6 protein-coding genes are annotated in these 14,310 nt (G+C 42.2%); 4 read left to right on the top strand and 2 right to left on the bottom strand.

Annotation, left to right across the window (positions count from 1 at the left end):
- Window positions 1–444 precede the first annotated feature (444 nt).
- Window positions 445–1,323: a formyltetrahydrofolate deformylase gene (gene purU, locus FE810_RS15785; RefSeq protein ID WP_246037080.1), complete on the top strand. Its 879-nt coding sequence runs from the start codon at window positions 445–447 to the stop codon at window positions 1,321–1,323.
- 307 nt (window positions 1,324–1,630) lie between these two features.
- A complete protein-coding gene (locus tag FE810_RS15780; protein WP_138321416.1) occupies window positions 1,631–2,992 on the top strand; it encodes a serine hydrolase domain-containing protein in 1,362 nt (453 codons plus the stop codon).
- A gap of 66 nt (window positions 2,993–3,058) precedes the next feature.
- On the opposite strand, the gene FE810_RS15775 is transcribed toward FE810_RS15780, so the two are convergent.
- Together FE810_RS15775 and FE810_RS15770 are read right to left on the bottom strand one after the other, a co-directional pair.
- On the bottom strand, window positions 3,059–4,156 hold the full coding sequence (locus tag FE810_RS15775) for a LacI family DNA-binding transcriptional regulator (RefSeq protein ID WP_138321414.1): 1,098 nt from the start codon (window positions 4,154–4,156) through the stop codon (window positions 3,059–3,061).
- Window positions 4,143–5,168 carry a LacI family DNA-binding transcriptional regulator gene (locus FE810_RS15770; protein WP_138321413.1) on the bottom strand — a complete coding sequence of 342 codons (1,026 nt, stop codon included), beginning with the start codon at window positions 5,166–5,168 and terminating at the stop codon, window positions 4,143–4,145. The genes FE810_RS15775 and FE810_RS15770 overlap by 14 nt, the downstream gene beginning before the upstream one ends.
- A gap of 353 nt (window positions 5,169–5,521) precedes the next feature.
- Here FE810_RS15770 and FE810_RS15765 point away from each other — a divergent pair, with 353 nt between their 5' ends.
- Window positions 5,522–11,377 carry an Ig-like domain-containing protein gene (locus tag FE810_RS15765; RefSeq protein ID WP_138321411.1) on the top strand — a complete coding sequence of 1,952 codons (5,856 nt, stop codon included), beginning with the start codon at window positions 5,522–5,524 and terminating at the stop codon, window positions 11,375–11,377.
- Between the two features lie 118 nt (window positions 11,378–11,495).
- Window positions 11,496–13,850 (top strand): alkaline phosphatase D family protein, encoded by a 2,355-nt coding sequence (locus FE810_RS15760; RefSeq protein WP_138321409.1) that lies wholly within the window; start codon window positions 11,496–11,498, stop codon window positions 13,848–13,850.
- The last annotated feature ends 460 nt before the right edge of the window (window positions 13,851–14,310 follow it).

The raw sequence follows: 14,310 nt of genomic DNA, 5'->3' as shown, positions 1-14,310 counted from the left end.
CATACGATTAATATTTCGAAATTGTCTGACGGTGTAAAATCTTTGCAAGCTATCGCTTACGATACGCAAGGGAATAGCACAGAAACGGTGGAAATGAGCATCCGCACTGAGCGGTAAATAAACACCCGGTTCAAAACCAAACCGATATACAAAAGCCCCGCAAGGGGCTTTTTTTATGATCGAAATACATTAAAAATGGCTGTGCAAGCTTGTGCCAGTATTATTGCGCTCGACACCAAGACACCAAGACAGCAAGTTTTTACGAATTGAATTGAAATTAAATGAGCGGGTGTAACATGCGATTGCGCCACGCCATGGGGCACGGTATTTATTATCACCACTCATCCCTTATAACTTTTCTGACACATCTTGATAATAATTTACTTTGTAAATTGTTGTTATTGCGATTAAATTGCAATAACACACCTTTGAAGGAGCGAGTGCGTGTCAGTGCCATCAATTGAACAAAACATGATTAAGTCCTATGTCTTGAAATTAACCTGTCCAGACAGGCTTGGGGTTATGGCAAAAATCACCGGGCATTTATATCACCACGGTGCCTTTATCAACAACGCACGCCATTATGCCGATTCAGATAAACAACGATTTAATATGCGTATCGAATTTGATGATCGCCAGCTATCGTGCAGCCCAGAAAGGTTTGAGAAGGATTTTGACGACTTTGCCCAAGCCATGCAAATGACCTATCACCTCAGATGTGCCAAAACGCGGCCTAAGATAATGATCATGGTTAGCAAGGATGATCATTGTCTTAATCTGTTGTTAACGAAATGGCGCTCAGGTGTACTCAAAGCGGATATTTGTGCCATTGTTTCGAATCATCAAAATGCGAAAGACTTGGCACATTTTTATGGCATTGATTTTCATTACCTGCCGGTAGATAAAACCAATAAGCCGGAGCAGGAAGCGCAATTGTGGCAATTATTCAGTCAATATCAGGCCGATCTTTTGGTACTTGCTCGCTACATGCAAATTCTCTCCGATGACTTATGCGCAAAACTTATTGGCAAAGCCATCAATATCCACCATTCCTTTTTGCCGGGGTTTAAAGGCGCAAAACCTTATCAACAAGCCCATGATCGGGGCGTGAAGATTATTGGCGCTACGGCGCATTATGTGACCAAAGATTTGGATGAAGGACCAATCATTGTTCAGGAAGTCAAACCGGTAGATCATGCAACAACCGTGCGCGATATGATAGAAATAGGGCATGACATTGAAGCCACAGCACTTGCTCGCGCAGTACGTTGGCATGTTGAAGACAGGATATTGTTAAATGATCATCGCACCGTGGTATTGTAATACCAATCACATTAAATTATTGCTCACTCAGTGAGAATTTAAAGGCTTTTAGACAAGGCTTTGATTGCAGAGAATGGTTATTCCGCTCTCAAAAACAGCCAAAATCAGCCAAAATCAGTAACGCAGGATAAACGCCTTTAAAACTCACCCGTTGTAACTGAACCTCTGCCCTAACTCTGAATTGTGCACAAACTTAATGTGATTGGTATAAGAGAAAATTAATACAGGCGGATATCGATTAGGGCTCTTGAGGTTTTGATAAGCAGCGCGTACCATCGCTGAAAACAAAAACCACAGGATTGCCTTTATGACCTGGCTGAAAACCCTATTTTTTACTTTAATCGCACTTTTCATCGCGGTACTTCTTCTTTTAAAACCCATTGCTGGCGTATCACCCATGTCGCTTGGCGCTGCAGCCGATGTTGCTACTGGGCTTGGGGCTAAGATTGCATGCTCCGGGCGCTATATTACGGGTCTTGATGATAGCCAGGTGATGGCTGATTTGGCATCTTATTCGCCGGCATACTCATTGGTCGAAGTTGACTATGACGATAAACAGAAAAAAGCTTATGCAAACCTGTTAGGTTTGTCGCCAATGAGCGCTACGTTTCGAGACGGCATTGGTTGTACGCTGGATATTGGTGATACGAAAGCACTTGATGAGGTAAAGGTTGTTGCCATTAAAGCCTCTGAGCAATCCTGGCCAGAGGGTAGTGCGCTCAATGATATCGATGCCGATCTACAAACTCGTATTGAAGAACTCGTCGCCGAAGATAATGCCCAGGGGTACCAAACTCGTTCATTACTGGTTGTTAAACATGGGAAAGTGGTGAGTTACGCAACCCAAGAAGGCTTTGAACAACATACACCTCATCTTGGTTGGTCAATGGGCAAAAGCTTTACCGCAATGATGGTTGGTAACTTAATATATCAGCAGCAGCTTGCACTAAACGAAAATCAGTTATTTGCAGCCTGGCAACACGATGAGCGTCGCGACATTGACCTAGAGAGCTTATTGCAAATGTCATCGGGGCTTGATTTTGATGAGACCTATGCGCCAGGCAGTGATTCAACCCGCATGCTGTTTTATACCTATTCTGCATCAGATATTTCGATTCAAAGCCCATTAATATACCCACCAGGTGAACATTTTTATTACTCTTCCGGTACCACTAACCTATTGTCCAGACTGGTTTTTGAAACCTTAGGTGGCAGTGTTCAACAGCAAATGGACTATTTGTATGAGCAATGGTTTGAGCCGCTTAATATGGCGCAATCGACATTCGAACCGGATCCAAGCGGTGTGTTAGTGGGTAGTTCATACATCTACGCCAGTGCCCCCGATTGGGCAAAACTCGGTCAGGTCATGTTAAATGGCGGCGAACTAAACGGTTCGCGTTTTTTGAGTAAAGAGTGGGTTGCTCAGGCGCAATCCGCAAATTCATCGAAAAATGATCCGCGCTATGGTTATCAGTTCTGGTTAAATGGTGGCGGCAGTGAATTACGTTGGCAGGATTTGCCTGAAGATGCGTATGCGATGTCAGGTAATCGGTCGCAGATAGTGATGATGATCCCGTCTCAAGATTTGATTATTGTTCGCCTTGGCTGGAGCGCTGAGCCATATCCTACCTCAGAAAAACTGGCCAAAATAATTTCAATAACGAACTAAATGGAATACCAATGATCAGGTGCTGGTGTTATCAGTACCTGATGTTGTAATCCTTTCAGGCATTGTTCAAACCTTATCATTATCATTATCATTATCGATGTGACGTGGTTGATATTCCTTTATTGCCCCATAAAACTCTGGTTTGATTTCCGCATCAGGCCTCACAATAGCCATAGAGTGATTTTTAACCAGATGCGGGGTGAATATATTGTCATTTTTATCGATAGAAAGATCCGGCTTTTTTGCCAAATCTATCGCCAGTTGAGTTGCGCGTTCAGCCATCTTTTTAATTGGAGTATGTATGGTGTGAAAGTTTGGAACGGTCATTTTACTATATGTTGAATCATTAAAACCGATTACAGACACCTCTTGAGGAATCGATATCCCTTGCTTTTGTAAGAAGTTAATTGCGCCATATGCAATCGCATCATTGAAACAAATTACGGCAGTAAATTTTTGGCCAGATGCTAATAAATTATAAATCGCATCTTGCCCTCCTTGTATAGTGCCATCGGTTTGCTCAATGAGTCCTGCTGAGAGTTTAATACCCCTGGCTTTTAAGATTTGTTTAAAATATGAAAAACGTCTACTTGAATGCAGTAACGAATGCGGTAAATCAAGTATGGCAATATGTTGGTGTTGGAATTTAACTAACTCGTCAACCATTAGTTGCGCCGCAACTTGATCGTCTAACCAAATACATCGTTGCTCAATCTCTTTGATTTTTCTGTCAAAAATGACTAATCCTGGGACTTTGTCCGTGTACTCTACGATCCGCTGATCGCTGATAGATGTGGAGAAAAGAATAACCGACTGGTAACGTTGCTGTATTAACGTATTTAACGCGGCTAACTCTTTATCTTGATCAAAAGAAGAGGAGTTTAACACAATTTGAACCTCATTATTTGAGGTGACGTTTTCAATACCACTGACAATTGATGAAAAGTAGGGGGTAATTATATTTGGTAAAATTACGCCAATTGCAGACAAATTACCTTTATTAAGTGCTCTTGCATTTTGGTTGGGGTAGTAGTTCAGTTCGTTAATGGCCGTTTGGATTTTCTCTCTGGCGAGCGTACTAACGCCAGGTTTGTTATTCAGTACTCTAGAAACCAACGCCGGTGAAACGCCAGCTTTTAAAGCAACATCCTTAATTGTTTTCATTATGAGGGCTCACTATCGTTTGAGTGCTCGAACGGAGCTTCAAAACTGGAAAGTATTGGTATCCCGATTCGTTAAGATTATTTTGTTGGGATATTATATTCCATGCAACTTCTACTGCTTTTCTGGCCATGATGTTGACGGGGTAATGAATGGTAGTTAATGGCGGTTCACATTTTTGTGCGATGACTAAATCGTCAAAACCAACCACCGATATTTGTTGAGGTATACATATGCCAGCTTGCCTTAGCTTAGCAATGACTCCAACAGCCATCGAATCGTTAAAGCATAATACGGCGCTAAACGTCTGCGTCTTTTTCAATAATTGTTCCGCACAACTATAGCCTCCCCAAAAGTTACTTTCACCATATTCAATATTGGTTTGGTTTAATTGTCGTCGATGCTTTTCGAACGTACTTTTAATGCCATTTAATCTTTTTTTGGCGTCTACAGGTTTATTATTTGCAGATACAATCGCAATATTTTGGTGACCATTGGACAGCAAATATTCCGTAGCCAAGGCAGCTCCTGCCTGGTTATCAAAACTAAGGCAACGGCTAGCGATATCAGAGATAAATCGATTTAATACAATTAATCCTTTTACCTCTTTACTTAACTGCAAAAGTTCCAGGTCTGAGAGCGCAACACTGTAAATTATGACTGAGTTGCAGCCGTCAGCTTGCAGACGCAGTACCGCCTGAATTTCTTTGCTTTTATTACTGCAACCCGTACTTACCAATACCTGAATACCTAATTGCCGGGCGAAGTGTTCTACTTCATGAACTATCGTCGCATTGAACGGATCGGATAACTCAGACAGTACAACGCCAATCATGACCTTGTCGTCTTTGACTAATTGCCTCGCATTGGCATTTGGAATGTACTTAAGGTCCACAATGGCTTGCTGGACCTTCAATTTAGTTTCAAGCGTTACATGTTCTGGGGTGTTTACTACCCTGGAAACGGTCGCAGTCGATACATTCGCCAATCTTGCAACGTCTTTAATTGTCGGCATAGATTTATCATTACTTAGGTATTTCGATAACTCTAGAACAAATCAAAATCAATGTAAAACGTTTACATTGATTTTGGGTTAGTTATGATTTTTATGGTGTTGTAAGTTATTGAAACTCCCGACTAGCCCTGTCTTTTCGCTTTTTATATGCGGTAAATGCGGAGTTTCTAGAAATTACATCTGCATTTTTCTTGTTTGATTTGTGTGCTCCGTTTACATTGATTGTTAACAATTAACTTTTCTGTGGTTTGTTGTATAGCTACAACGCATTAAACTCAATGGGATAGTTATATGCCGTCGGCGAACTATAAAAATATGAAAAATGCCGACAATAAATATAACGGGGCGATTAAATGAAGAAACTGAAATGGATAACATTATTGACTGCAGTTGGCATCGGGGGAGTACCTGCCTATGCGAATCAAGTAAAGGTTGATGTAAACTTAAACATAAAACATGAAGTAAATGGAGTCTCAGACTTCAACCGTAAAAAACACATTACGGTCCACTCTTCGTTCACTGAAAGTGATTGGCACAACGAAGCAGAGACGATGAATTACCTTATGAATGACCTTGATGTATATTTTGGTCGTGATAACGGTATGGCAACATGGATATTTAAAGCGACCGCGCAAGATCCAAACACCCCAGGCAAGCCTCATATTGAAGACTTGGCTAATTTTGGTCAGTGGCATAAAGACAATATGTATGACAACTTGCCAGAGTCATTACGTGCTTATGAGAACCGAAGTGATGAAATGATCATGGGCATTACACCTCATGGTCCTTTCCCAACCCAGTCATATTGGGAAAAAGACTTAGCGGGCAAAGACGATGAAGCTGGAAAATATGTATTACGTCATATAGAAGACGGTGCAGAATGGGTCGGAGAATATTTAGATCAATTCATGCGCAAATCCGGTGAGACAAGCGGCGTGTTAATGCCCAAATACTGGGAAGTGATTAACGAACCCGATATGGACATTAATGTCGGTCGAACCTTTGTTATGTCAAGTTTTGAGCAATTGTTTGAATACCATAATTTAGTTGCTGATCAGATCAAAACAAAACTACCAGAAACCGAGCGCCCTTTAATCGGTGGTATGACATGGGGTTTACATGATTTAGAAAATGGCGATTTGTCAGAGCGTTTTCCGACTCAGGATAGAGCGGTTCGAAGTCGTTATGCGTATGAAGAGGGCGATTTAGAAGACTTCTTGCAAGCCATAACGACCTCTGAGTATTGGGTAACTCAAGACGATAAATACTTCCAATGGGATGCTATCTGGAAAGGCTTCATGGATGCATCTGGTCACAATATGGATTTTTATTCTCTTCATTTATATGACTGGGCCCACTTAGGCGAAGATCCTCGTCAAGGCAGTACGTTCCGTCGAGGTATGAAAACAGAAGCCATATTAGATATGGTGGAATGGTACGACGCACAAGTTAATGGTGCGGATAATCTTAAACCCTGGGTGATCTCGGAATATGGTGCCATAGCGTCAAAACACGGAAAATTAGAGTTTCTTGCAAATGATTACCGATACTCTGACTGGTTACACCTGAGAACATTCAACCAAATGTTTATGCAGATCTTAACTCGGCCATCGCAAGTGGTTAAGTCTATGCCATTTGCGCCTATCAAAGCCAAATGGGGATTATTAACCGGTCCAAATGGAGAAGCTATTCGATACGAAGCGGCGTTAATGCACACAGACGAAGCACTCTCTGCAAACTACGACACGGCTGATTGGTATGTTACCGACAAAATTCAGTGGTATGAGTTATGGTCAGATGTGAAAGGTACACGGATTGATACCCATTCAAGTGATCCGGATGTACAGGTTGATGCTTATGTTGACGGCAATCATACCTATCTTATTTTAAACAATCTCGAGTGGTACAACATTCCGGTAGACCTTTCATTTATTGGCGCAAATAACAATAATGTCGTAAGCGTCAATATGAAACATTCCTATTTAGCCGAAGGGTTAAGCCCAACCAATTTAGGCCGACCCATTTTAGCAGAGGCTAGAATGGACGCTCTGCCTGAGTCTGTGACATTAGAACCAGGCTCAACCATTATTCTTGATATTGAATATCATGATGAAATCTCTATCACTTCTACAATGACAGAGAAGAAGTTCTATGGGGAAAGTTTATCGGGGGCCGGCAAAGGTGAAGCTGCAAAGGGTCAGGTACATCGAATATTAGGTACAAATATGACAGGCAACATTAATAATGTCGTCGTACCTAAGTTTGGTGAAGCTCGATTAAGAATCGCAGCAGAATTTTATCCTTTCCATGCGTCAAAACCGGCTAACAATACATTTACCATAAATGGTAATACGATTGAGGTGCCAACTCAGGTTAATGCAAATGCCAGTGGTTTAATGACTGAACATTATGACTACATGGGCCCAGAAGTTGATGAAACTAGTGTTTCTTTAAACTTGATAGATATCCCGATTCCATTAGAGTATTTACAAGAAAACAATGAAGTGACGGCATCCGTAGCTTCTGCACGTGCATTTACTGCGATCAGTTTATCAATTTGGAGCGCTGAACAAGAAATAGTTCGTTCTGCAAATGAAGCGTGTGAAACCGCATGCACAATACCCTATGAATTGACGATAACTGGGGAGTCGAGCGTTTTATACGGAGAAACGATCAAGCTAACGGCAAACGTTTTGCCATTAAATGCAGAAAATAAAAACGTTATTTGGTCTACGTCTGACGTTAAAGTCGCTGCCGTAGATCAAAATGGTTTGGTCACTGCTACTGGCACTGGCTCTGCAACCATTTCCGCAATAACTGCGCAAGGAATGTTAGAGTCAGTACATCAAGTGAATGTCATTACTGTTGCTCCAACACACATTGAAATAAACCCTGTCAGTGTTAATTTAGCGCTGAATGAAACGTTAAAGCTTAATGCAACAATCACTCCGAATAATGCCACGATTAAGGCAATAACATGGCATTCATCCAATGATGAAGTGGTGTCGGTTGATAACAGCGGTTTGATAACCGCGTTAGCAAACGGCGTTGCGGATATTACAGTTACTACCGTAGATGGCAACATTACAGATGTCGTAACAGTATCTGTTGCAAGTATTCCTTTAGAGTCCATTAATTTGGCAAGTAATGCGGTAATTGTATTGCCGGGCACGTATCAAGCTAAGGTTGATTTTATCCCAAGCAATGCCACAGACACGTCTGTAACATGGCAGTCCGATAATTATACGATTGCAACGGTTGACGCAGATGGTTTGATCACTGCTGTTGCACCAGGGGCGACTACGATAACGATTACTTCGACAGATGGAAATCACAGTCAAGATATTATCGTAAATGTAATAGAGGCATCGTCAATTCCATCTGATGGTTTTGTTGTCGAAGCCGAAACCATGACAGCAACCGGTGGTACCTATGACGGTTTTACCGCAAGTTCCGTGGGTATTAACAATAATCAGTCTGGCGACTGGGCTGAATACCAAGTTAACTTCCCTGAAGCGGGTGTGTATCAATTAACATTGGATGCCGGAACACCAACAGCACCAGTTAATGGCGCGTCTGTTTATGTAAACGGTGTATTTTCTGGCTCTGCAGAGATACTTACGTCTGGTGACTGGGATGTCATGTTAAGTAATGTGATAAGTCAAAATGTTCTTATTTCATCTGCAGGTACACATACCATTCGTATTGAAAGCGTCGGGGCTGCAGGTAAGTGGCAGTGGAACGCGGATAAATTAACCTTTGCGTTGTTAAGTCCACTGGATCCTGAGTTGGCACCCGAGCTCGAACCCGAGTCTCCGACGGATCCTGACGTACCGGCATCACTCACTTTGCACAATGCACAACAATATCTAAACACGGATTATATTGTCGGAGATGTTCTTTCGGTCTCTGCGGATTACCATGCGGGTACGAATCAAACGGTAACGTCCGAAAATGGTGGGGTTAAGTTTTATCTTCGTGAAATGACTTCTACCTGGAGTTTGGTTAATGATTACGAGGCATTTGATGCGTCCGCTATTGATAAAGAATCTGGGGTAGCAAGTGCGAATATATCTTTAGCAAACTTAACGCCTTCAGCCGAATTGCCTGCTGGAAATTTCTACTTCCTGTTTGCAAGCTTTGTCTCTAGTGACGGACAAACCTACAAAATTCCAGGTGTGAGTCCCATTACTATATTGGCGGACGGTGAAAATGAGCCAGAAGAGCCAACGGAACCGACGGATCCTGAAATCCCATCTGAACCTGGATTTGGTGTAGACGATGTAAATAAATATTTAACCAGCGTTTTTGCAATAGGTGGCAACATTGACTTAACCGCGGTTTACTCAGCGGGTACTGGCAATACGGTGGTGGAGAGTGCCTTTGGAGGCGTTAATGGTGGATTATTATTTATCATTCAAGAGTTAAGAGCGGATGGCTCCCAAGTTAAGCGCGTCGTGGTTGGTGATTCAAGCTCTATTGGTCAACAAAGTGGCACACTCAATATTAGTCTACCGCTAGTTCACCCAACCCAGGGCGATTTAAAATTAACCTCTGAATTAAACGCAGGGCATTATTACAACCTGACAGCTCGTTTTAAATCGAGTGATGGTAGTACGCAAATTCTACCGGGTATTTCTCCAATAATTATTGGTGAAGTTGCTTCGTCACCGGATCCAGAAGACCCAACAGATCCAGAAGAGCCAACCGATCCTGACACACCAACGGATCCGGAAGAGCCGATTGACAATGGTGACCTTGTCGACGGTGATGCGTTCACTATTGAAGCAGAATCCTTTAATGAAACTGGCGGACGTGTAGCTGGCGTTACTATCGGCGAGCGAGGCATCCCAACAGACAGACGTATAGTGACTGACAGTAACCAAAACGGTGACTGGGTAGATTACTATATAGAATTTCCAAGTGATGGCTTCTATCGCATCGAAATGGTCGCTTCTAGTCAAAATATTAATTCACAGGCTGCAACCTATGTTGACGGAGTCTTGATAGACGAAGTTCCCGTACTCACTGGAAATCAAGGGGTATTTGATAGTTTTGTACTTGCGGATCCTGTGTTTGTTACGGCAGGGGTTCATACGGTTCGTATCGAAGCGACTTCAGCTGCTGGCAATGGTTGGATGTGGTTCGGTGATACGGTAACGTTCACGCATTTAATCGCTGATACACCGAATGTGGAATCTAGCTTTAGTTTTGCAAATAAGCAGGCGCTAATCTCGACGGTTTATACGGTTGGTGGCGAGTTAGTTGTTGAAACAACCTTCGAAGCAGGAAGTGACAATGTCGTTTCTGATGCGTTTGCTGGTATCGAATACATGTTAATGGAAATGACCGCTGATCTTGATGTAATGAATACGGTTTCTGTCTATGACGGTGATGCTATCGGCCAACAAACGGGTACCTCAACGGTGACAATGTCTTTAGCTGGTTTAACGCCTTCAAATGCGTTATCGAGTGGGAATTATTACTATTTATTTGCTCGTTTTGATAGAAGTGTTAATGGTGAACAGCGCCTAGAAGGTATTTCACCAATCATCATAGAATCAGATTTTGACCAAGATGGAATTGCTGACTCTTTGGATGCCGATGATGATAATGATGGCGTTGAAGATTTAGTGGATAGTTTCCCAATGGACGACACTGAATGGATTGATACTGACGGCGACGGTACAGGTAACAATGCTGATACAGATGATGACAATGATAACGTTGATGATGTATCTGATGCGTTTCCTTTAGATGCTTCTGAGTCACTAGACACGGATAATGATGGCCTTGGAAATAATGCAGACTCTGACGACGACAATGATGGCGTTGCAGATATATTAGATGCTTTCCCTTTGGATGATGCAGAGTCGGCGGATTTTGATGGTGATCGAATTGGCGACAATGCCGACACTGACGATGACAATGACGGCGTAAAAGATGACTTTGATGAACATGCTGGTGTGGTGAGCGGAAATGTTTTTCTTGAAGGCATTGATACTGGCATCGAAGATCGTGTGAATGCAAAGGGTGTACCGTTAAGTGTTGAACTTAACCAGTTATTAATCATCTGTGAAGGTAAAAACGCGGCAATAGATATGGGTTGTGGTATGAGCAACTTGAATAAATTGCGTAAAGAAGGCCGTATAAGCAGTAGTGAAGTACACCAGATCAATCGTGTTTTAATCACACTGAAGCGAAATTAAAATCACAATTATTAACCATTGCACAAAAAGCCTACTCTACCTATCAGAGTAGGCTCTTTTTTTTCAAATAGAACAATGAATTAAAATCTAGACCAAGACAAAAAGCAGGACAACAACAATGAGTAAGACAGTAACTCGACGTGATACATTTAAATTTATTGCCGCTGGGTTAGCAGCAACGAGCGTAGCTTGTTCAACAAAAACCGTTAAAGCACCCACAACAAGACCTGTATTGCTTAACCCGATTAACGATCGCTGGAGTAACACTCATGATAGAGTTTGGTTAGGTGGTGAATACTGGGCGAATCCAATGGAAGATTGGCGAATCAGCAATGGCGCGGCAGAGTGTGTCACTACCGGCGGCCAGCGAAGTGTGCACGCTTTACAACATCAGTTGGTGGATACTTCGAAAACCTTCAAAACTTCCGTTCGCGTTAAATTACTCGAAACGGGTAAAGAAGATGGTGGTGTTGCTATTCGGTTAGGTGTGCGCAGTGAAATCAACGAATACCGCAGTAATTGCTTTGTACAACAAGGGTTGGATATTGGTGTCATTAACAATCAAATCGCACTGGGCAGTAAACGAAAATCACTGACAAGAGCCATCAATAATGACGAAATTGACATAATCATTACGGGCTCTCCTCAAGCTCAGTTAGTTGCGCTTAATGTGGAAATAATATCCGTTTCTAGCGGGGAGTCACTTGGTCAAATGGAGGCATTGGTAGGAACTGAAGAGTTGCTAGGCAATATTGCTGTCGTGAGTAATTTTAATATTCCTTCTTTTGATTCTGGACCGAATCAATCACGTAGCGATGCTGGTCGATATCAATTTAGCAACTGGCATATTGAAGGTGAAGCGTTTAGCAATAACGTAGAGCAAAAATTTGGCCCAATCCTCTGGACAATGTATACCTTAAGCGATAGCAGAAGTGATGAAGGATTCATTATGAAGCTTAGCGCGCTTACCGGACCTTTAGGAGAAAAAGATTCAAAAGACGTGGTTTTGCAAGTACGTAAAAATGGCAAGTGGGTAGAAATAAGTAAGGCGGATCTTGATACCGATGGGTGGGTCGCTACTTTTAGAATACCTAATTGGGACGAAAGCCAGGCAACGCCTTACCGAGTCATATACAAGGAAAGTCAGGTTGATGGTTCGTTAAAACCCGATGTGTATGAAGGCACCATTAAAGCAAATCCGGCAGGCAGAAAAATGCGTATGGCGGCGCTTACTTGCCAAAATGATTATGCGTTCCCTTATGAGCCCGTTGCGAAAAATGTCGCCAAATTAGATCCCGATTTAGTCTTTTTCTCTGGTGATCAACTTTATGAATCTCATGGCGGATTTGGCATTATTCGCGTGCCCGCTAAAATGGCAATTTTAAATTACCTGCGTAAATACTATCAATTTGGGTGGGCGTTCAGAGACGCAATGCGGAATGCGCCTACCATTTGTTTACCTGATGATCATGATGTATTGCAAGGCAACCTTTGGGGAGAAGGAGGCGCGGCAATGCCAATGGCGGCACATGATGAGAATCGTGTCGATAAAGCTGGTGGCTACATTGAGCCTATTAAAATGGTTAACGTGGTTCATCAAACGCATACTGCGCATCATATGGAACCCATTGAGCCAAATCCGTCGAAACGAGGCATGAGTGTATACTACGGTGAATTGATTTATGGTGATGTTAGTTTTGCTATTGTTGCGGATAGACAATGGAAAAGCGGCCCGGAAAGACTAAACGTTATTGTTGGAACATCGGGCAATGACGAAGAACCTAATTTTATTAACCCCAAATGGAACTCAAACGATTTACATTTATTGGGCGATCGTCAGGAGCAATTTTTAAAACGTTGGGCACAAGATTGGCGAGGACATAAATTAAAGGCGTTGTTATCACAAACGATTTTTGCCAGTTTAGCCACTCACCAGATGAATCCGCAACACTATTTAAAATATGACTTTGACGCCAATGGATGGCCAGCTTCCGGCAGAGATCGAGCGATTTCAGCAATAAAAGGCTCAAAAGCGTTACACATTTGTGGTGATACTCACCTGCCTAGTGTGTCTCAATATGGACTAGAGCAACAACGCGACAGCAACTGGGCATTTTGTACGCCGGCAATTGCGGTCGGTTGGCAGCGTTGGTGGCGCCCAGATGATATCGGCTTAAATTATGCAAATCGACCACAACACGGCATGCCTAATACGGGCGAGTATTTAGATAGCTTTGGTAATAAAAACTATATTTATGCGATAGGGGATCCTGAAGTTAGTCGCTCTAAAAACAGATATGTTATGGCCCATGAAAAATGCAGTGGGTTTGGGTTTATCACGTTTGATAAGGAAGAAATGACTTACAAGATGGACGCGTATAGATTTATGATTGACGCAACCGATGGTAAAGCTTCAAATCAATTTGAAGGTTGGCCATTAACGATCAAGCAATCGGATAATCAAAGCGCTTAATTTTATGAGTAAAACTAAGAGGGAGTTATGTCCCTCTTAGTGAATTATAGTCATCAATTTGTCGACAGCCGGCCATTTTTGGGTAGGTTCGGGAAGCGTCCACGTCGGTATCTCTATTGTATTCATCTACTTCTGTTTCTGCTCCTACATCTACATCTACATCATTAATGTCATAAGTAGATACGTCGTTTATCCGTTGCGTAATACCCAATACCCAATACCCAATACCTAATACCTTGACCTTGCTGAAATAATTACATAGCGACTGACGCACTGGCGCTATAAAGCTTTCGGCTATTCCTATTGCGATACTATTTTTATTTCACAAGTTTCCTCTATGGCCGATTTTAATTTTAACGCTATTCGCTGCAAGTGTTATAGGAATGCTGTGTTTACGCTCGACCCGCATGTAAATGGGTCATCACAGTGTTACCTTGCAAATCTTACTAATTAAGGGGAG

Source organism: Thalassotalea litorea (assembly GCF_005843925.1).
Lineage (GTDB): Bacteria > Pseudomonadota > Gammaproteobacteria > Enterobacterales > Alteromonadaceae > Thalassotalea_A > Thalassotalea_A litorea_A.
Note: the sequence above shows the minus strand (reverse complement) of the source record. Positions and strands in the feature narration are given on the sequence as shown.